General features: G+C 36.3%; 21 protein-coding genes and 1 pseudogene. 10 read left to right on the top strand and 12 right to left on the bottom strand.

Annotation, left to right across the window (positions count from 1 at the left end; all coding sequences use genetic code 11):
* Positions 1 to 5: 5 nt before the first annotated feature.
* The 3 genes from modB to NSS81_RS02115 form a co-directional block, all read right to left on the bottom strand.
* Positions 6 to 665, bottom strand: coding sequence for a molybdate ABC transporter permease subunit (modB, locus tag NSS81_RS02125; RefSeq protein ID WP_342433905.1), 660 nt, complete (start codon positions 663 to 665; stop codon positions 6 to 8).
* Positions 666 to 670: 5 nt separating this feature from the next.
* Positions 671 to 1,450 (bottom strand): molybdate ABC transporter substrate-binding protein, encoded by a 780-nt coding sequence (modA, locus tag NSS81_RS02120; protein WP_342431910.1) that lies wholly within the window; start codon positions 1,448 to 1,450, stop codon positions 671 to 673.
* 183 nt (positions 1,451 to 1,633) lie between these two features.
* Positions 1,634 to 1,876: a YkuS family protein gene (locus NSS81_RS02115; RefSeq protein WP_342431909.1), complete on the bottom strand. Its 243-nt coding sequence runs from the start codon at positions 1,874 to 1,876 to the stop codon at positions 1,634 to 1,636.
* 99 nt (positions 1,877 to 1,975) lie between these two features.
* Between NSS81_RS02115 and NSS81_RS02110 the strand changes: the two genes are divergently transcribed.
* Positions 1,976 to 2,107, top strand: a complete 132-nt coding sequence (locus tag NSS81_RS02110; RefSeq protein ID WP_342431908.1) for a YuzL family protein — start codon at positions 1,976 to 1,978, stop codon at positions 2,105 to 2,107.
* A gap of 43 nt (positions 2,108 to 2,150) precedes the next feature.
* On the opposite strand, the gene NSS81_RS02105 is transcribed toward NSS81_RS02110, so the two are convergent.
* Positions 2,151 to 3,770 (bottom strand): ATP-binding cassette domain-containing protein, encoded by a 1,620-nt coding sequence (locus tag NSS81_RS02105; RefSeq protein WP_342431907.1) that lies wholly within the window; start codon positions 3,768 to 3,770, stop codon positions 2,151 to 2,153.
* Between the two features lie 208 nt (positions 3,771 to 3,978).
* On the opposite strand from NSS81_RS02105, the gene NSS81_RS02100 reads away from it, so the two are divergent.
* Positions 3,979 to 4,113: a hypothetical protein gene (locus tag NSS81_RS02100; protein ID WP_342431906.1), complete on the top strand. Its 135-nt coding sequence runs from the start codon at positions 3,979 to 3,981 to the stop codon at positions 4,111 to 4,113.
* 53 nt (positions 4,114 to 4,166) lie between these two features.
* Here the strand turns inward: NSS81_RS02100 and NSS81_RS02095 are convergent, their stop codons facing one another.
* Positions 4,167 to 4,769, bottom strand: coding sequence for an SCO family protein (locus NSS81_RS02095; RefSeq protein ID WP_342431905.1), 603 nt, complete (start codon positions 4,767 to 4,769; stop codon positions 4,167 to 4,169).
* 127 nt (positions 4,770 to 4,896) lie between these two features.
* On the opposite strand from NSS81_RS02095, the gene NSS81_RS02090 reads away from it, so the two are divergent.
* Together NSS81_RS02090 and NSS81_RS02085 are read left to right on the top strand one after the other, a co-directional pair.
* Complete coding sequence (locus NSS81_RS02090; RefSeq protein ID WP_342431904.1) at positions 4,897 to 5,289, top strand: CidA/LrgA family protein; 393 nt, start codon at positions 4,897 to 4,899, stop codon at positions 5,287 to 5,289.
* Entirely contained in the window at positions 5,273 to 5,956 is a 684-nt protein-coding gene (locus tag NSS81_RS02085; RefSeq protein WP_342431903.1) for an LrgB family protein, read from the top strand. Before NSS81_RS02090 ends, NSS81_RS02085 begins: the two co-directional genes overlap by 17 nt.
* 60 nt (positions 5,957 to 6,016) lie before the next feature.
* Here NSS81_RS02085 and NSS81_RS02080 read toward each other — a convergent pair whose 3' ends face one another.
* Entirely contained in the window at positions 6,017 to 6,187 is a 171-nt protein-coding gene (locus NSS81_RS02080; RefSeq protein ID WP_342431902.1) for a DUF1427 family protein, read from the bottom strand.
* Between the two features lie 20 nt (positions 6,188 to 6,207).
* Entirely contained in the window at positions 6,208 to 6,351 is a 144-nt protein-coding gene (locus NSS81_RS02075) for a hypothetical protein (protein WP_342434160.1), read from the bottom strand.
* A 65-nt stretch (positions 6,352 to 6,416) separates the two neighbouring features.
* Here NSS81_RS02075 and NSS81_RS02070 point away from each other — a divergent pair, with 65 nt between their 5' ends.
* Positions 6,417 to 6,635, top strand: a complete 219-nt coding sequence (locus NSS81_RS02070) for a cold-inducible protein YdjO-related protein (RefSeq protein WP_342431901.1) — start codon at positions 6,417 to 6,419, stop codon at positions 6,633 to 6,635.
* Between the two features lie 46 nt (positions 6,636 to 6,681).
* Here the strand turns inward: NSS81_RS02070 and NSS81_RS02065 are convergent, their stop codons facing one another.
* The 3 genes from NSS81_RS02065 to yhfH (NSS81_RS02055) form a co-directional block, all read right to left on the bottom strand.
* Positions 6,682 to 6,864: a hypothetical protein gene (locus NSS81_RS02065; RefSeq protein WP_342431900.1), complete on the bottom strand. Its 183-nt coding sequence runs from the start codon at positions 6,862 to 6,864 to the stop codon at positions 6,682 to 6,684.
* Between the two features lie 104 nt (positions 6,865 to 6,968).
* Positions 6,969 to 7,103 carry a protein YhfH gene (gene yhfH / locus NSS81_RS02060; RefSeq protein WP_342431899.1) on the bottom strand — a complete coding sequence of 45 codons (135 nt, stop codon included), beginning with the start codon at positions 7,101 to 7,103 and terminating at the stop codon, positions 6,969 to 6,971.
* A gap of 100 nt (positions 7,104 to 7,203) precedes the next feature.
* A complete protein-coding gene (gene yhfH, locus NSS81_RS02055; protein ID WP_342431898.1) occupies positions 7,204 to 7,335 on the bottom strand; it encodes a protein YhfH in 132 nt (43 codons plus the stop codon).
* Between the two features lie 301 nt (positions 7,336 to 7,636).
* On the opposite strand from yhfH (NSS81_RS02055), the gene NSS81_RS02050 reads away from it, so the two are divergent.
* The 3 genes and pseudogenes from NSS81_RS02050 to NSS81_RS02040 all read left to right on the top strand — a co-directional run.
* Positions 7,637 to 9,796 (top strand): PAS domain S-box protein, encoded by a 2,160-nt coding sequence (locus NSS81_RS02050; protein ID WP_342431897.1) that lies wholly within the window; start codon positions 7,637 to 7,639, stop codon positions 9,794 to 9,796.
* A 167-nt stretch (positions 9,797 to 9,963) separates the two neighbouring features.
* Positions 9,964 to 12,021 (top strand): formate dehydrogenase subunit alpha, encoded by a 2,058-nt coding sequence (gene fdhF, locus NSS81_RS02045; protein WP_342431896.1) that lies wholly within the window; start codon positions 9,964 to 9,966, stop codon positions 12,019 to 12,021.
* Positions 12,022 to 12,502: 481 nt separating this feature from the next.
* Positions 12,503 to 12,787 (top strand): annotated as a pseudogene (locus NSS81_RS02040) (3D domain-containing protein); the annotation flags it as partial.
* 36 nt (positions 12,788 to 12,823) lie between these two features.
* Here the strand turns inward: NSS81_RS02040 and NSS81_RS02035 are convergent.
* Positions 12,824 to 14,125 carry an MFS transporter gene (locus NSS81_RS02035; RefSeq protein WP_342431895.1) on the bottom strand — a complete coding sequence of 434 codons (1,302 nt, stop codon included), beginning with the start codon at positions 14,123 to 14,125 and terminating at the stop codon, positions 12,824 to 12,826.
* 205 nt (positions 14,126 to 14,330) lie between these two features.
* Positions 14,331 to 15,836: an MFS transporter gene (locus NSS81_RS02030; RefSeq protein WP_342431894.1), complete on the bottom strand. Its 1,506-nt coding sequence runs from the start codon at positions 15,834 to 15,836 to the stop codon at positions 14,331 to 14,333.
* 263 nt (positions 15,837 to 16,099) lie between these two features.
* Here NSS81_RS02030 and NSS81_RS02025 point away from each other — a divergent pair, with 263 nt between their 5' ends.
* Positions 16,100 to 17,437, top strand: coding sequence for a TrkH family potassium uptake protein (locus tag NSS81_RS02025; RefSeq protein ID WP_342431893.1), 1,338 nt, complete (start codon positions 16,100 to 16,102; stop codon positions 17,435 to 17,437).
* Positions 17,438 to 17,483: 46 nt separating this feature from the next.
* Positions 17,484 to 18,641 (top strand): acyl-CoA dehydrogenase family protein, encoded by a 1,158-nt coding sequence (locus NSS81_RS02020; protein WP_342431892.1) that lies wholly within the window; start codon positions 17,484 to 17,486, stop codon positions 18,639 to 18,641.
* The last annotated feature ends 397 nt before the right edge of the window (positions 18,642 to 19,038 follow it).

Below are 19,038 nucleotides of genomic sequence, written 5' to 3'. Positions count from 1 at the left end.
GGCTTTTATTTTTGCGTAATAGTAGTAAGTAATAACAAAAGGAAGGAAATGATAATCATTGAGCCTACTAATGACCAAGCTAGACTCATATTTCCTGATTCCATCGCAATGTATATGGCAGTAGAAGCCGTTTGTGTTCTTCCTGGGATATTCCCTGCGAACATAAAGGTTGCACCAAATTCACCTAGTGCTCGAGCAAAGCTTAAAACAACGCCTGATACAATGGCCGGTAGTGATAATGGTAAGGATACTAGTAAAAAAACCTTCCGTTCATTGGCACCATCCACTCTAGCAGCAGCCTCAATATCCTTATCAACGGCTTGAAAGCCCAATTTTACTGATTGATACATCAGTGGAAAGGCTACAATTGTTGAAGCGATGATGGCAGCGCCTGGCGTAAACATGATGGAATGCTGGAAAAGATCTTCTATTAAAATACCAACAAGGCTATTTCTTCCGAAAAAATAAATCAATAAAAATCCAATAACGGTGGGCGGTAAGACGATGGGGAGCAGGAGGATGGTTTCAAGTACCGTTTTCCCTTTAAACTGCTTATTATATAACAATCTCCCAATCAAAATCCCCAAAAAACTAACAATCACAACTGAAATGGAAGCAACTTCTAAAGAAAATTTAATAGGTGCCCAAAATTCATTCTGTAACATGCTCATCAATCCAATACATTAAATCCATATTTTTCAAAAATGGTTTTTGCTGATGTACTTTGTAAATAGCTGAGAAACAGAGCAGCTTCTTCCTTATTCTTTGAGCTTTTTATAATACCCGCAGGATAGATAATCGTATCATGTGCATCTTGCTCAGCAACAGAGACAACTTTAACTTTATCAGATATTTTTGCATCTGTCATATAGACAATGCCTGCTTCCACATTCCCAGTCTCAACATAGGCGAGAACTTGGCTAACATCCTTTGTTTGGATTATTTTTGGAAGGAGAATTTCCCATAGACCAAGATTTTGTAAAGTTTGTTTTGCATACATCCCTGCTGGGACAGTTTCTGGTGTACCAATAGCAATTTTCTTAATGACACCTTCCTGCAAATCGGAAAATTGCTTAAATACAGCAGGATTATCCTTGTTTGTAATTAGAACGAGTTGGTTACTTAATAAATCAACTTGATCGTGTTTATCGATGAATCCTTTTTTAGTTAATTCTTTAAATTGAACATTGGATGCTGAGAGAAAAATATCCACAGGAGCACCTTGGAGGATTTGCTGATGTAAGGTACCAGAACCGCCTATATTGTAGAAAAGGGATATATGTTTATTCTCTTGTTCGAAATTGGTTTTAATTTCTGAAAGTGCAGCATTTAAGCTTGCAGCTGCAGAAATGGTTAATTCAATTTCTCTCTGTTGTGTTTCTCCTTTATTCGTACAAGCAGATAAGATTATTATAGCTAATGCAAATCCGGTATAAAAAAACTTCTTCATTTATAACTTCCTCTCAAAATCTACTCGTAATGTGTATAACATTATTATAACGAAACGAGAATTATCATAAAAGACGGATAGTATAAAAAAAACTGCCTTTTGGCAGTTTAAGAGGATTTTTCAAAGAATTGGCTTCAAATTGTAACAAGTTATGCTTTCATCCCTATGGGAGGGAATAATAATTCATTGAAGTCTGCTAGCAACCTGTTCGCAAACTTCATCAGCACTCATGCCACTTGCTTCAATGACAGATCCTTTTGTTGAGATATCCTGCATCCCCATAATATTCGAATCTAAACCAGTAACCACACAACAATCACAATTTTGAGCATCGGATTCTTGCTTTAATTCAACTACATCATAACCTTTTTCGCGTAATGCCATTTGAATATTTGTAAGAGATTGTTCTACTCCAATTTTCGCCATAAAAACACCTCCTCCTGAAATTATCTTGCCATAATTCATCTTAATTATTCGGTATAAGTCTCAATCATCTGCCGAAAACTATTAGTGGAGGTGTTAGCAATGGGTAAGCGAAAAAAAGATCCATCGACGATTGGTCTTAATTCTCCGCAAGTAGAAGGGCAAGGGACAACGACCACAGAAACAGGCAGCAGGGAAGAATCATCATCCCGTCGAAAACAAAAACGTCACTAAACAAAAATAAGCGGGTTCTCGAGGAGAGCCCGCTTCATCATTCTTATTTATACATTTCTGCTACTTGTTTTTGTATTTCAGCATTTTCTAGGTATTCATCATATGTCATTTGTTTATCAACTAATCCATTTGGAGTTATTTCGAAAATCCGATTGGCAATCGTTTGAATAAACTGATGGTCATGTGATGAAAACAGCATGGAACCTTTAAAGGCAGTTAATCCATTATTTAATGCTGTAATCGATTCTAAATCAAGATGGTTTGTTGGTTCGTCAAGTAACAATACATTTGCGCCATTTAACATCATTTTTGAAAGCATACAGCGAACCTTTTCTCCACCAGAAAGGACACTTGCCTTCTTTAGTACATCTTCTCCAGAAAACAGCATTCTACCTAAAAATCCACGTAAAAAGCTTTCACTTTCATCCTTTGGAGAGTACTGGCGAAGCCAATCAATTAGGTTTAAGTCACTGCTTTCAAAATACTCGGAGTTATCCTTAGGGAAATAAGCTTGAGAAGTAGTAATACCCCATTTGAAGGTGCCGCTATCAGCTTCCATTTCACCCGTTAATATTTTAAAAAGAGTCGTCTTTGCTATTTCATTTGTACCAACAAGAGCAATTTTATCTGTTTTGTTCATAAAAAAGCTTACATTATTAAGGACCTTAACCCCATCAATTGTTTTAGTTAAACCTTCAACCATCAAGAGATCATTGCCAATTTCACGGTCGGGTGTAAAACCAACAAATGGATATCGACGTGATGATGGTCTGATATCATCTAGCGTAATCTTATCCAAAAGTTTTTTACGAGAGGTTGCTTGTTTCGATTTTGAAGCATTTGCACTAAATCGAGCAATAAAGGCTTGAAGTTCTTTAATCTTTTCTTCCTTCTTTTTATTAGCATCTGAAGTCAGTCTGGTAGCTAATTGACTTGATTCATACCAAAAATCATAGTTACCCACATATACTTGAATTTTTCCAAAATCTAAATCAGCGATATGGGTACATACTTTATTAAGGAAATGACGGTCATGGGATACAACAATGACGGTATTTTCAAAGTTAATTAAGAATTCTTCAAGCCATTGAATGGCTTGAATATCTAAGTGGTTAGTCGGCTCATCAAGAAGTAATACTTCAGGTCTGCCAAATAATGCTTGCGCAAGAAGGACCTTTACTTTTTCAGAACCGGTAAGTTCAGCCATTTTTTTGTCATGGAGGTCTTCACCAATTCCAAGTCCCTTTAAGAGAATGGCTGCTTCAGGCTCTGCTTCCCAGCCATTTAGCTCAGCAAATTCACCCTCAAGCTCGGCAGCTTTCATGCCATCCTCATCAGTGAAATTTTCCTTCATATAAATGGCGTCCTTTTCCTGCATCACTTCATAAAGGCGCGCATGTCCCATAATGACAGTCTTTAATACTTCATGTTCTTCGTATTCAAAATGGTTTTGTTTGAGCACAGCCATCCGCTCATTTGGACCAAGATGTACTGTACCTGTCTGAGATTCAATTTCTCCAGATAAAATCTTTAAAAAAGTTGATTTTCCAGCTCCATTCGCACCAATTAGACCATAGCAATTACCAGGTGTAAATTTAATGTTTACATCTTCAAATAATTTCCGATCCCCATATCTTAAACTAACGTTACTAACAGTAATCATATATGATATCCTCCAAAAGCAAAATATCTATACATTATAACACTAATTCAGTGGAAGAGCGAATTTGCGATAACCAGCATATAAAAAAATGAAGGAGAAAGTAAAAATATTGAAGAAAAATTTTCTGGGTTTTTTTTATAATTTTCACACTTTATTCATATTTTTGTTGTAGAATTGGGTTAAGAAGTAATAAAAGAGGGTGAAAAGTATGGCGAAGAAACAACTTAGTGAACTCGTTAACAAGTTAAAGCAGGCTGGAATAAAAGCGAGTTTAACTAAACCAAAGTCCAATTACCTTTTATCGTTACAGCAAATAAAGAAATATCCTTCATCAGTGAATTAAATAGGTAAAATTAAAGCGATTAATCCAAGGGACTAACCGCTTTTTTTATTTGACTATTTAATTTCCTTCATAATCTCATCGTATACTTCTTTTTTGTCGAAGTCCTCTCCCATAGGGAATTTCTCAACAAATTTATTATTTTCGTCGACTAAATAAGTAAAGGAAGTGTGAACAAATTGGCCGTTCCCTGGGTCTTTGTATTGAAATTGCAAGGAGTCCGCTACTTCTTGTATTTTTTGCTGATCTGCTTTAATATTTTCTGGGTCACCTGTCAGGTAAATCCAATGCTCGCTGGTTTCAATTTCAAATCCCTTTATATATCTTTGTAATAGTTCAGGAGTGTCGCGGTACGGGTCAATGGTAATGGTAAGAAATTCAACATCTTTTCCAAAAACCCCGCTTTTTTCTAAATCAGTTTTTAGTGAATTCATCTTTTGAGTTGTGGTTGGACAAATATCAGGACAGTGGGTGTAAATAAATTCGACTAACTTCAATTTTGTCTTATCTTCACCAAAATTGTATGTATCACCATTCTGGGTAACTAAAGTGATTTCTTCTGGTATTTGTGCACTTGCATCTCGAATTAGAAAGAAAGAGATTCCTCCTGCAATCCCTAGGAACACCGCAAGACTGCAAATAATATAGATTTTTTTCATTTGTATCCCTCCTAGTTTAAAGATAAAGAAGTTTTTAGTAAAAAGATATGGATATTTTGTGAACAAAATACCTGCTTATATAGTCATTTTCCTTTATACTAGTAAAATGATTAGGGAGGTGAGATAGATGGAAAAGGCGTGGAGATCTTGCGCACAAATGCTCCTATTGGTTTTGATCTATCATATAGGAAATTATATTACGCAATTCTTTCAGTTAAAAATTCCAGGTAATGTCATAGGAATGTTATTGCTCCTAGTGTTACTATGGTTGAAAGTTATCAAGTTAGAACAGATAGAACTTGCCGCTGGTTGGCTCTTGAAGCATTTAGGTTTCTTTTTCATTCCTATTTCAGTGGGGTTAATGACCTTAGGTCAGGTTATTAGTAAAAATGGATTATCACTTTTGTTTATTATTATTTCAAGTGCGATAATTGGCATGATTTCCGCTGGAAGAATTACTCAATCAGTTATGAGTAGAAAAGAAAAGGTGAGAGTGACTTCACATGATCACGCTATTTAGTATTGTAATAACGATCACGATATACAATCTTATCCTTAATATTAGTAAAAGATTTTCTTCACCCTTAACCAATCCCGTATTCTTAAGTACGGTTGCTATTATTGCTATTTTGCTAATGACAAATGTATCTTATCAGGACTACACGCCTGCAAAAAATATTATGACTTACTTGCTAGGGCCAGCAACCGTGGCGTTGGCGATTCCAATTTACAAAAACGGGAAGTCATTAACTAAATACTTCAGTGCAGCATTAGTAGGCCTTATTTCAGGTACCTTTTTGACCATAACATCAGCCATTCTTATGGCAATTTGGTTTGGTTTTCCTAGAGAAATATTACTTTCATTTAGCGTTAAATCGGTAACCGTACCGGTTGCTACTGAGATAGGGCGGATAATAGAAGGAAATCAATCTCTTATTGCTGGCTTCGTTATTGTTACGGGAATGACCGGCGCTTTATTTGGTCCCCAAATCTTAAATTTAGTAAAAGTTGACCAGCCCTTTGCTAGAGGATTGTCAATTGGTACGATTGCACATGGAATCGGAACAGCTGAGGCAGTTAGGGAAGGGGAAGTTCAAGGTGCAGTTGCAGGTGCAGCTATGGGAATTGCTGGTATCCTGACTTCTATTGTTATACCTTATGTTATTCCCTATTTGGTATTACATTAAGGAAAATAAATTGACGTTGTATTAATTACACAACAAGCCTTCCAATTGGAAGGCTTGTTGTCATTTAGTGAAATTTGTCATAATCCAATCAGCAACGACACCGCCAAAATATACCCCGAAGACACCTAAAACGGCAGAAAGGACTGGAGGAGCTGGAATTGGTAATTTTAAAAATCTAAAAAGGATTCCTACTGCCATACCCGCAACAATACTTAAGACTATTTCTTTCATTGAACACCCTCGTTTCCAATTTATTCTTCTTTTTTATCCAAATATTTTTCGGCAAGCAATTGCTTTACCTGATTGTAACTTAATCCTGACTGGCTGTTTAAACGTTTCACCTCTTCAATATTAGTCCCTGCTATCGTTCGATTATTTACAGATTTATTCATCATTTGGATCCTTCCTTTATTTGTTTAGAGTAAAGATTGATTCGTTCGTGCAATGAAAAGTGCGATTTTTGTACATACTAATAAAAAAGGAGGCGGTTCCCATTTTTTATGGTAAAAGAAATAGAGATGAAGAAATTGAAACAATCATGTTAGACACCGAAATATATTCTTGTATGGATGATTCCTGTATCGGCTGGATGAGAAAGGATTTTGTTACTGACGACTTACTTTGTCCTATGTGTGGTAATTCAATGATTCAGGAAATAAGAGAGCTTCCAAAAATATAAAGATGTTTTAAAAGACTGTCTGCATTTTAACGACAGTCTTTTCTATTTAAAGATTTTCATTCTGCTGACCTATTTCATTGCCTGAGATTGCAGTATTTGTTTCCTCGATAGCCCTTAATTTATCAACAGAATCGCCAGCTACTCTAAGGGAATTAGGGAGAATCCCACCAATAATTCCGTTTGTTTGTGGATAATTAGGTATAGTTGGGTTATCCTCATTTTTTTTCATCACAAACACCTCCTGTTCTAAGCTTTTGCCTAAGCAGAAAGGTTTATTCCAGCACTATTCATATGTAAAAATAAAACTCTCCTGCAATGGGAGAGTTTAGGTGTTTATTCAGCTCTATTTGATAAGCAACGATCACATTCCATTAAATAGCTTTCAGCCTGTTCATCCATGTGTTGCCCACACTCTGGACATTCCTTTTTAGGTAACGTACGAAAGAATTCAACTGGACTCATTAACATATAATATTCCTCCTTATTTAATACAGTGGATTAAATGAATGTCTGTTGTAGAACAACCTATTCAAAAAAATATTAATTCTACCTTTATTACTTTGTGTGTTTATTCAGCTCTTTTAGCTAAGCAACGATCACATTCCATCAAATAACTTTCAGCCTGTTCATCCATGTGTTGCCCACACTCTGGACATTCTTTTTTTGGTAAAGTACGAAAAAATTCAACTGGATTCATCATTGTAAAACCCCTCCTTGTTTAATACAGTTTATTAATTTATCACCTGTTGTAGTACAGTATAATCAAAAAAAAGTAATTTGTGTAGCCCTTTTTTAAAAAAATTCTCCTCTTTTTGAAAAATGAGACATTCATCCTATGTAATATTCTACTCCAATCTAAAAGTGTTTATGTAACAACAAAGAATAAAAGCTGGATAAAATAATGTTTAACAGTAGGTAATTCCAAAATTTACTTCCTTATCTCGCTATTTTACATTACAATCATAGTAGAAATAGATTGGGAAATTGGGGGGATGCTGTTAATGGATGCAGTATCAGGAGCGTTTCATCCTTTTTTAATCATAATTGCTATTGGATTAACGATCATGGCCTCATACACAGGCTTAGATATGTTTACATTAATTCAATCTTCTAAAAGTAAAAAAAGACTAATGTACCTAGGCGGTTCTGTATCAATGGGTATTGCAATCTGGGTAATGAATTTTATCGGCTTAATAGCAGCAGATATCAGTCGGTTTGCAACCTATCAGATTCCTTTTACCATCTTGTCGGTTTTTATCGGTATTGCATTTGCAGGAATGGCTTTTATTCTGTTATTAGGAAACGAAAGACGAATGATTCACTTTCTTTTTGGGAGTTTATTTTTAACAACAGCGGTTTTTTCCAATTATATAATAAGCCTATATGCAATGAATTTAAGTTATCAATTAAATGTTCCTCTTTTTGTTTTTTCGGGAGTAATAATCTTAGGATCCTTTTATTTTTCATTATGGATTCTATTTTCCTCTAAAGGTTTTACAAAGAGCAACCAAACTTGGTTGAAACCTATAAGTGCGATTATTATGACAAGTGCAATTGCTGAAGGCCATTTTCTGCTTAAAAGAGCCTCTATATTAATTCCAAATCCGAATGGAATACAAGGGCAGGTTAGTGAAGGTACATTTATTATTTCATTAGTATTATTAATTACGGTATTAATTGTTGCGGGGTTAATTGCTTCTAGTACGCTTATAAGTAAACAATTGGCTGAATCAGACACTAATCTAAAAGATATTAAAGCCGCTCTCGATACCTCTACAATTGTAGCTATTACAGATCCAACTGGAACCATTGTATTTGTTAATGATAAATTTGAAGAAATCTCTAAGTATACTAAAGAAGAAATTATTGGTAAGAATCACCGAATTTTAAATTCAGGGTTCCATTCAAAAGAATTTTTTAAAGACTTATGGCAAACCATCCAGTCCGGTAAGGTGTGGAGAGGTGAGATTCGTAACAAAGCCAAAGATGGCACGTTCTATTGGGTTGATACAACCATTGTTCCGTTTTTGAATAAAAAGGGAAAACCAATCCAATATATTGCTATCCGCTCGGATATTACGAAACGAAAACAGGCTGAAGAGCATTTAAGAGAAACAATCAAAGATAATATCGATATTCGTTTTGCCCTTGACCAATCAACGATTGTTGCGTTTACGGATGCAAAAGGGAAGATTACTAGCGTCAATGATAAATTCTGTGAGATTTCAAAATACAGCCGTGAAGAGATCATCGGTAAAGACCATAATATCTTAAATTCCAGTTTCCATGGAAAAGAATATTTTAAAAGTTTATGGAAAACCATCGGTGAAGGAAATGTTTGGAAAGGTGAAATTAGAAACAAAGCGAAAGATGGCACTTTTTATTGGGTTGATACAACCATTGTTCCCTTTCTAAATGAACAAGGTAAACCTTACCAATATGTAGCTATCCGCAATGATATTACGGAAAGGAAAAAGACAGAAGAGGTGCTCCATCGTCAAGATAAACTAGCAGCAGTAGGTCAATTAGCTGCAGGAGTGGCTCATGAAATCCGTAATCCGCTTACTTCTATGAAGGGGTACGCAGAGTTCCTCACTCTTGATGAGAAAGATCCGGAACGTTTGGAGTTCATGAATATCATTCTTGATGAGATTGAACGTGTTAACATGATTGTGGAGGACTTTATGGTACTTGCAAAACCAAAGGCAGTGGAATTAGAAGAGAAAAATGTAGTTCCAGTTATTAAGGATGTTGTATCACTTCTTGAATTTGAGGCAAGAAAGAAAAAGGTCCGATTGTCTTTCGATTGTAACCATGAAATCATTCAAATTGAATGCGATGAGAATCGATTAAAACAAGTGTTCTTAAATTTTATTAAGAATGGTATGGAAGCAATGCCTAATGGCGGAGAATTGCATGTTAAAACCATGATTCATGATAACAATGTGCAAATATCAATACAGGACACGGGTGTTGGCATTTCCAAAGAAAAGCTCAAAAAGCTTGGTGAACCATTCTACACAACCAAGAAAAATGGTAATGGTTTAGGTTTGATGGTTAGCTTTAAAATCATTGAAAGTCATAATGGAAAAGTGTTTGTGGAAAGTGAACCAAATAAAGGAACAACCTTCAATATATTACTACCAGCCAAGCCAGCATGAAGAAACGAGACAATATCTCGTTTTTTTTTTTTTTTGAGGGTAGGAAATGAAAAATTCAATATTTTTCAAAAAATAGACAAATTTTTTTTGAAAAAAGAAGCTACTTTCCAGTTGAATAGATTAATATGTTTATATAGGTAATAATGTTTATATAGGGAGGTTAGATAATGGGAGAAGCAAACTTGGTAAAAACTATTTGCGGCTATTGCGGTACTGGCTGTGGATTAGTGCTAGAAGTGAAAGATAATAGGATTATTAAAATTCGCGGCGACAAAGAGGCACCTGTTAATAAAGGGCAAACCTGTGTTAAGGGTGCATTCGCCTATGAATACGTACATGCTAAAAATAGACTTACATCACCGCTTATTAGAAAAGCAGGGAAGTTGGTCGAAACAACATGGGAAGAGGCCTATAAATATATTGCAAATAATTTAACTGCCATTAAAGATCAGTGGGGTCCTAAGGCCATTACAATGTTTGCTTGTGCAAGAACAACAAACGAATCAAATTTTATCACCCAAAAGTTTATGAGAACAGTGATTGGCAGTAATAATATTGACGGATGTAACCGAACTTGACACGCACCTAGCGTTGCCGGTCTGGCGACAGTGTTTGGAAGCGGTTTCCCTACAAATACACTTGAAGATTTTGACAAAGCGGAAGTCTTACTACTTATGGGCTCGAATACAACAGAAGCTCATCCAATTATTGCAAATCGGATCAAGAAAGCAGTCAAATCAGGTCTGAAGGTAATTGTAATTGATCCTAGAAAAATTGATATGGTTAAATTTGCGCATCGGCACTTACAAATAAATGTCGGAACGGATATCGCACTCATTAATGCATTTATCCGGGTAATTATTAAAGAAGGCTTATACAATCCTGATTTTATTCAGCAATTTACGATTGATTTTGACTTACTTAGAAAGCAGGTAGAGCTTTATACACCTGAATACGCAGCAGCAATTACCGGTTTAAAGGCAGAAGATATTGTAGAAACCGCAAGGGAATATGCTGGTTCAAGTGCTTCTATGATTGCTTATACATTAGGGATTACTGAACACCACTGTGGAGTAAACAATGTCTTTGATATCGCCAATATTGCATTATTAACAGGGAATATTGGAAAACAAGGTACAGGAATCATGCCATTAAGAGGGCAAAACAATGTTCAGGGTGCGGGAGATATGGGCTGTTTGCCAAACCAATTGCCAGGAGCGTTGAGTCTAGCGAATGACGAATACCGTGCACGTTTTGAAAAAGAGTGGGATGTCGTCCTTAACCCTCAACCGGGTGATACGCAAACAAGAACCTTTGATAGACTGGAAACAGGTGAATTGAAGGCATTATATGTCATTGGTGAAAATCCATTAATGGCAGATGTTCATATGAACCATACAAAAAAACTTTTAGAAAAGCTTGATTTGTTAATCGTACAAGATATTTTCTTAACGGAAACAGCCAAAATGGCCGATGTGGTTCTTCCAGCTCGTTCATGGGGTGAGGTAGATGGAACCTATACAAATACAGACCGCCGAGTTCAAAGAGTCCGTAAGGCTGTGGAATCCCACCCTAATGTCAAAGAAGATTGGGAAATTCTTTGTGAGCTATCCACCTTAATGGGCTATCCGCTTAGTTATGCTAATAGTGAAGAAATATGGGAAGAGGTTAGGGCGCTTGCATGGGAGTTGTACGGCGGGATGTCTTATGAAAGGCTTGATAAGGAATACAGCATTCATTATCCATGTCCAGATGAGAACCATCCAGGGACATTTATTATGCACGAAAGATTTCATAATCAGGAATCTGTCGTACAAAAGTCACCATTTGTTCCAGTGGATTTCACACCGCCATTAGAACTCCCAGATGATGAATATCCTTATACACTTACAACAGGCAGACGCTATGAGTCCTATAATACCCATAGCCAGACCCGACATTATGCACCTGGAGTGAAAATAAAACAAACAGAAGAAACTGTCGATATCCACCCTGAGGATGCTCTGAATTTAGGAATTGTGGATGGTGAAGTCGTTCAGGTTCGTTCTCGTAGGGGAGAATTAACGGTTAAAGCTAAGGTTACAGAACAGGTGGTTCCAGGTCTTGTCTTTATGAGTTTTCACTGGAGTGAAACACCGACGAATGTTTTAACACTAAATGAATATGACCCGATTTCCGGTACAGCAGAATATAAGGCGTGTGCGGTGGCGATTGCTCGTATTTGAAAAAGCAGTGATGGAAAAAGGCGAGGATAATCCTCGCCTCTTTTTCATATACAAAGAGGAATTGTCTGACAACAAGAAATGTTATCGTAATATAATTAATGAAGACGTAAACCAATTAACATCTCCCTGTTCTTTGTATTCAAAGAATCCATGTTAAAATTATCTCAGGTAGCTTCGAAAGAACATGGGAGGTAATAAAATGATTAAAAAACTAAAAACATTCATTGTAGTTGCAGCGCTCTCAGGGACTTTAGGCGCTAGCGTACTGGCGGCTGAAATTACTGAAGAAAATCACAATACTACTCTAGTTGAACAGTCAAAGGAATCTAATATTAACGAAGTAAATGATAATAAGCGATCAGAAAGTGAAGATCCTGTTGTTGATAATAAAATAAAAAAGGGAAAAACAGCAACTCCAAATATTGCTTCAGATAAAGAGAATCAAGTAAAAACAAATGATCCTAACAATGAAAGCAATCCAGTCATTACTGTTAAGGCGACAGCCTATACCGCTTCGTGTGAAGGCTGTTCAGGAATTACCAAGACAGGGGTTAATATTAAAGACAATCCAGAGGAGAAAGTGATTGCCGTTGACCCTAAGGTAATTCCACTTGGTAGTGAAGTCTATGTCGAAGGGTATGGTTATGCAACGGCTGAAGATATTGGTGGTGCAATAGACGGAAATGAAATCGATGTATTTATTCCTTCTGAAAAAGAAGCAAAAGACTGGGGCAAAAAACAAGTAAAGGTTACAATTATCGACTAAACTACTATCTATAATAGAAAAAAACAGGTTGGGTTATTACCCAGCCTGTTTTACTGTTGTTGCAGCTACTGTAGATTTTCTTTGATAATAGAACCAGTTAAGAGCAAATGCAACAACATAAAATCCGATAAAGAAATAGAATGCTGTAACAGGTGTACCCGTTGTATCAACAGACCACCCAAAAAGTTTTGGGATGAAAAATGATCCATAGGCTGCAAATGCTGCCGAAAAACCAATCACAGGTGCGGCTTCTTTTGGAATAAATAGATTCGGTATCATTTGGAAAGTAGAACCAGATCCAATTCCTGATGCAAGGAAAAGGACAAGGAATGAAAGTAAGAAACCTGCAAATTGTTTGCCGTTTAAGAAATAGATTACCCCAAGAGCACCAATGGCCATAAAAACAAATACATACGCTGTTACCTTTGCACCACCAAATTTATCACCAAGCCAACCACCAACAGGTCTTGCAGCTGCTGCTAGAAGTGCACCTAGGAAGGCAAGTGAAATATATTCAGGAAATTGTGATTTTAACAAAAGTGGGAATGCCGCTGAGTACCCAATAAATGAACCGAAAGTGGCAATATATAAAATGGTCATAATCCACGTGTGTTTTCGTTTTACGATAACAAATTGGTCTGCAACGGATTGTTTTGCGCCTGGAACATTATCCATTTTAAAGAATGCAAGTACAGTCATGATGATAATTGGAATTACCCAGATAAATGCAGCATTTTGTAAGTAAACTTGTTCACCGTTTGCCAAAACTTGCCCTTTACCAGCAAATGCGAATGCCCCAGTTGTTACAATTAATGGTGTAACAAATTGTACAACAGATACACCCATATTTCCTAAACCGCCATTAATTCCAAGTGCTGTCCCTTTTTCTTTTTTAGGGAAGAAAAAGCTAATATTTGCAGAAGAGGACGAAAAGTTCCCTCCGCCAAGACCACATAGTGCTGCCAGTAATAGCATGATGGAGAATGGAGTATCTGGATTTTGGACAGCAAATCCTATGCCAATCGCAGGAATGGCAAGTACCCCAGTAGATATCGCTGTCCAATTCTTACCGCCAATTGAACCAACCGCAAAGGTATAAACAAACCTCAGTGTAGCTCCAACTAAGCCAGGTATAGCAGCCAATGTAAACAATTGCTCATTTGTAAAATTAAAGCCAATATCATTTAATCTGACAGCAACGACTGACCATATTTGCCAGACGATGAATGCGAGCATTAATGATGGTACAGAAATCCAAAGATTTCGTTTTGCATGTTTTTTTCCTTCAGCATTCCAGAACTTTTCATCTTCAGGATTCCAATAATTAATTCGTGCCATGATCATCTCTCCCTAAACCCACATAATTTCTATTACTCTAGTGGTTTATCTTTGTGTTTTCACTATAAACCACATGATAACATCACTTTTGTGACGGATGTCACAAAAAAGGTGAAGGAAATGTGAACATGGGAAAAAAGTCAAAAAGTTGTAATATTTCATTCCTGTTCCAAAAAAATAGGACTTTCCGAAGAAAGTCCAGGGCTTATGATTTTTTGCTATCATCATCAACTTCATTAAACATACCGACATAATTTTTTGTTTCCCCAGTATCATCTTTAATTGCTGTAATGGTAAGCCATTCTTTATAAATTTCATTGTTTTTTCGTTTATTCCAAATATAGCCTTTCCATATTCCTTTAGTCTTTAGACTTTCCCACATTTTTTTGTAAAATTCATTATCGTGCTCACCAGATTGGAGAACACTTGGTGTTTTTCCAATTACTTCTTCAGAAGTATAGCCAGTAATTTTTGTGAATTCAGGATTAACACTTTGGATAACTCCAAACGCATCTGTAACAGTGATTCCATCTGTAGCGTGAGCGACGATTTTTGCGGAAATTTCTAGCTTTTCCTGATAATAGAGCCAAATCACTAAAATCAAACTTGCAAGCGAAAACTCAGATAAGGACATAAAGCCTATCGCGTAGTGACCAGTCCAGTTAAAGAGAATGGTTAGGATAATCGGTGGGAAAAAGCCGCCAAGACCACCCATTGCTGAAACAATCCCGTTAACGATCCCCGCCTGTTTTGAAAAGTAGAATGGGACTAATTTAAAAATAGCACCATTACCAATCCCCGCACAAAAGGCAACTAATAGACATCCAAAAGAGTAAATCGGCAGGGAAGGTGTAAAGGACAATAGAAAACCGGAGAATGTTAAGCCAGTAAAAACAACCGCTAAAATTAAAAATGGATTGATTTTATCCCCAAGCCAGCCTCCTATTGGTCGAAAGATTGTAGCTATAGCAATGAATCCTGCCGTACGTAAACCTGCATCTACTTTATCTAAATCAAAATGGTTTACTAAAAAAGATGGCAAATAAATAGTAAATGCTACGAAACAACCAAAGGTAATGAAGTAAAACAAACTTAAAAACCAAAGTTTAGGATTTTTATAAACAGCTTTGATTTGCTCATTTAATGGTTTGTTAACCTTTTGTTCTTGACGGTCTCCAAACAGAAAGTTAATAATCGCAAATATTAAAACAACAATTAGGAATATTTGTATCGTTGTTCTCCAGCCAAACGAATTCGCAAGGACAGGGGTAGCAAAAGAAGTGATTGCTGTTCCCATATTTCCTACTCCGTAAATACCATTAATAAATCCATGTTTTTCTTTTGGGTAGTATTTTGGTAGAGAAGTTACCCCAATTGAAAACACTGCCCCACCAATACCGAGCATAAATCCACCCAAAACCAACATGAATAATGTGTTAGCAAAACTAAGAATTGCAATTGGCACAAGTAGAACGATAAAACTAATTACAAATAATAATCTTGCCCCATAACGATTGGTCCAATATCCAATCGGAACTCGGAGCAGAGAACCAAGGATTACTGGTATAGCTGTAGCCCAGGCAATTTGCGTAGATGATAGCTCAATATCTTCTTTAATAAAAGGCATAAGTGAAGAAATAAGCACCCAAACCATAAATCCTACAATAAGGCTAGCGGTTTGAATATATAATTGTCTTGCACCTTGATTCATCTTTATCCCCCTTAAACATCCTTTTGTTGTAATATTTCCCCAAAATAGCTATAAGATAACAGTTTTTTAGTTGTAAAAGCCTATGTATGGAGCCATTTTCCCTTGTGTATTATAGTACAATTTATGACAAATAACAATGAGTAATGATACAGGAGTTAGAATAGGGCAAATTTTAATAATTTTATAATTTAAACTTGTAGACAATGAATTACCAAAGGAAGATAATTATTTTTAGAATCCCAAATAGGCCAGGTGAGAGTCTAATGAAGCGAAAAAAATATTATCTTGATCCACCAAGAATCCTTGTACTAGGATTTAGTTTAATTATATTAATTGGAACAGTATTATTAACACTGCCTATTGCTACTGCAGATAATCAAGGTTTACCTATAGTGAATGCCCTTTTTACTGCTACTTCTGCAACCTGTGTAACGGGTCTAGTTGTTGTTGATACTGGCACCACTTTTACAATCTTTGGACAACTGGTTATCCTATCCATGATTCAGGTGGGCGGTCTAGGTTTTATGACCTTTGCTACTTTATTTGCCTTAATCCTTGGGAAACGGATAACACTTAAGGAACGTATTCTCTTGCAGGAATCATTAAATATTCTATCGTTAGAAGGAATCGTTAAATTAGTGAAACAAATTTTAGTCTTTACTGTTGTCATCGAAACGATGGGGGCTTTGATACTCTCAATTAGATTCTCACTTGATATGCCACTTGTAAAAGCAATTTATTATGGAATTTTCCACTCAATCTCCAATTTTAATAATGCTGGATTTGATTTAATGGGCGAATATAAAAGCTTAACAAATTACGTGGCAGACCCAACAGTATCCCTTACGATTTCTTCATTAATCATACTAGGCGGATTAGGTTTCATTGTAATGAATGAACTATTTGCCTATCGCCAAAAGAAAAGATTATCTATGCATACGAAAGTGGTCCTGATGACAAGTGCGATTCTGTTAATGATCGGCACGATTGGAATCTTTTTATTTGAACTTTCAAATGATAATACATTAAAGCCATTATCCTTAACAGGTAAAATACTTAGCTCTTTTTTTCAATCTGTTTCTTCTAGGACAGCTGGAGCAAATTCACTTATTATTTCAGAGATGAACCAAACCTCCTTGTTCTTAATCGTGTTTTTAATGTTTATCGGGGCATCACCGGGTTCTACTGGGGGCGGGATAAAAACTACAACCTTTACCACATTGATTGGGGCAGTTTGGTCACAAATTCGAGGTAAACAGGATGTTGTATTTTTTCACCAGCGAGTGGGGTACGAAACAATTTACAAAGCAATTACTGTGACATTTAGCGGGTTATTTCTTGTTGTGCTAACAACGATGCTGTTAACTATTACGGAGCAAGGGAAGGATTTTTTAGCGATCTTATTCGAGGCAACATCAGCTTTTGCAACGGTTGGACTTTCGATGGGATTAACACCGGAATTAACTCCAATTGGTAAAACAATAATTATTTTGACCATGTTTGCAGGAAGGGTAGGTCCATTGACCATTGCTTATGCGATAACGGTCCGTAAGAACCCAGATGTATTTAAGTATCCAAAAGGTAAAATTATGATAGGATAGCCTCAAGATTGATAGAGTGGTAGAGACGAAGATAGGAGAGTGCTAAATGGATTTTCAAAGTAAAGCGACATTAGAAGAAAGACTTTTATTGATGGATGAACTTTCTAAACGTTTCTCAACACGAGCACATAAGGTGGACATTGAAGGAAGTTTTCCATTTGAAAACATTCAAGATTTAATAGACACGGGTTATACTGCGTTAACTGTACCAAAGAAATATGGAGGTCAGGAAATTACGCTTTTAGAAATGGTACAGCTCCAAGAGAAAATAGCAGAGGGAGACGGGGCTACAGCGCTTTCTATTGGCTGGCATATGGGAATAGTCAAAAATCTTGCAGAAAAAGAATTATGGAAGGAGTCTGTATTCGAAAAATTGTGCGAAGCGGTGAGCAAGGGTGCATTGGTTAATGCTGCCGCGACCGAGCCGACTACAGGGAGTCCAACTCGTGGGGGAAAACCGGAAACCATAGCTATTAAAAAAGGTGATTGTTGGATTATTAATGGGAGAAAGACATTTACGACAATGTCACCAATGCTCGATTTCTTTATTGTTAGTGCAACCATTAGCGAAACAACTCAAGTGGGGAACTTTCTTATCCCTAGAAACCTTGAAGGTGTAATAATAGAAGAAACATGGGATAGTATAGCTATGAAAGGAACAGGCAGTCATGATTTACATCTTGTAAATGTGGTGGTTGACAATGAATCCTATGTGGAACAGCTAGGGCGTGAGGCCAAAAGAGCAAATGGATGGCTCCTCCACATTCCTGCTTGCTATCTTGGGATTGCAAAAGCAGCAAAAAAACATGCGATTGAATTTGCCTTAACATACTCTCCAAACAGTATTGATAGACCGATTGTCGAATTGCCAAATGTTAAGCAGAAAATTGGTGAAATGGAATTAAAGATCATGCAGGCAGAATACTTTTTACATGCGGTTGCCAAACAATGGGATGTTTCTGACGAGCAAGATAGGGAAAAGATGGGACCTGTATTAGGAGCAGTTAAATTAACGGTTACAAATGCTGCAATCGAGGCAGTTGATTTGGCAATGAGAATTGTTGGAGCGAGAAGCCTTTCCTTGAAAAGTCCCTTACAGAGGTACTACCGTGATGTAAGAGCAGGTATACACAATCCGCCAATGGATGATATGACAGTACAAATCTTATCATCATATGCCATCCAGCCCTATCAACCATTATAGTTATTAAAAACCCAGCTGAATTCACAGCTGGGTTTTAGTCAATTTACGACAACTTTCTACTATAATATGATTCTGATTAAATAGTTTATTAACAACTTAAAAAGATGAGACTAAAATCATATTGCATCACACAATTAACAGGTTTATGATTGCGAGTAAGTAAGAGTGGGAAAATTAGTAAAAGGAATCTAACCTTATATATCCATTTAAAGTGTAACTAATAAAAAATAAAAATAATTATGAAACTTAATTAGGTTTCTATCGTCATATATAAGGGAATTACAAAATAACGGCAACCTTGGGAAAAGACTGTATTATTTGACGTGTTCCTGAGAAATTGACCAAGCAGTTAAATAGCCTGTTAGATTACTAATTATTAAGCAAAAGAATGACAAAA

Origin of the sequence: Neobacillus sp. FSL H8-0543, from assembly GCF_038592905.1 — a bacterium.
Taxonomy (GTDB): domain Bacteria; phylum Bacillota; class Bacilli; order Bacillales; family Cytobacillaceae; genus Neobacillus.
This window is presented reverse-complemented; position numbering and strand designations above follow the sequence as displayed.

Bases quoted from the DNA above. Each gene is read 5' to 3' on its own strand.
- NSS81_RS02065 (WP_342431900.1), bottom strand. From the start codon at position 6,864: ATGAAAAAAAATGAGGATAACCCAACTATACCTAATTATCCACAAACA.
- NSS81_RS02115 (WP_342431909.1), bottom strand. From the start codon at position 1,876: ATGGCGAAAATTGGAGTAGAACAATCTCTTACAAATATTCAAATGGCA.
- NSS81_RS02020 (WP_342431892.1), top strand. From the start codon at position 17,484: ATGGATTTTCAAAGTAAAGCGACATTAGAAGAAAGACTTTTATTGATG.
- yhfH (WP_342431899.1), bottom strand. From the start codon at position 7,103: ATGTTAATGAGTCCAGTTGAATTCTTTCGTACGTTACCTAAAAAGGAA.
- NSS81_RS02095 (WP_342431905.1), bottom strand. From the start codon at position 4,769: ATGAAAAAAATCTATATTATTTGCAGTCTTGCGGTGTTCCTAGGGATT.
- NSS81_RS02085 (WP_342431903.1), top strand. From the start codon at position 5,273: ATGATCACGCTATTTAGTATTGTAATAACGATCACGATATACAATCTT.
- NSS81_RS02025 (WP_342431893.1), top strand. From the start codon at position 16,100: ATGAAGCGAAAAAAATATTATCTTGATCCACCAAGAATCCTTGTACTA.
- NSS81_RS02105 (WP_342431907.1), bottom strand. From the start codon at position 3,770: ATGATTACTGTTAGTAACGTTAGTTTAAGATATGGGGATCGGAAATTA.
- NSS81_RS02110 (WP_342431908.1), top strand. From the start codon at position 1,976: ATGGGTAAGCGAAAAAAAGATCCATCGACGATTGGTCTTAATTCTCCG.
- modB (WP_342433905.1), bottom strand. From the start codon at position 665: ATGTTACAGAATGAATTTTGGGCACCTATTAAATTTTCTTTAGAAGTT.
- yhfH (WP_342431898.1), bottom strand. From the start codon at position 7,335: ATGATGAATCCAGTTGAATTTTTTCGTACTTTACCAAAAAAAGAATGT.
- NSS81_RS02075 (WP_342434160.1), bottom strand. From the start codon at position 6,351: ATGATGAATAAATCTGTAAATAATCGAACGATAGCAGGGACTAATATT.
- NSS81_RS02080 (WP_342431902.1), bottom strand. From the start codon at position 6,187: ATGAAAGAAATAGTCTTAAGTATTGTTGCGGGTATGGCAGTAGGAATC.
- NSS81_RS02030 (WP_342431894.1), bottom strand. From the start codon at position 15,836: ATGAATCAAGGTGCAAGACAATTATATATTCAAACCGCTAGCCTTATT.
- NSS81_RS02035 (WP_342431895.1), bottom strand. From the start codon at position 14,125: ATGGCACGAATTAATTATTGGAATCCTGAAGATGAAAAGTTCTGGAAT.
- NSS81_RS02100 (WP_342431906.1), top strand. From the start codon at position 3,979: ATGGCGAAGAAACAACTTAGTGAACTCGTTAACAAGTTAAAGCAGGCT.
- modA (WP_342431910.1), bottom strand. From the start codon at position 1,450: ATGAAGAAGTTTTTTTATACCGGATTTGCATTAGCTATAATAATCTTA.
- NSS81_RS02090 (WP_342431904.1), top strand. From the start codon at position 4,897: ATGGAAAAGGCGTGGAGATCTTGCGCACAAATGCTCCTATTGGTTTTG.
- NSS81_RS02050 (WP_342431897.1), top strand. From the start codon at position 7,637: ATGGATGCAGTATCAGGAGCGTTTCATCCTTTTTTAATCATAATTGCT.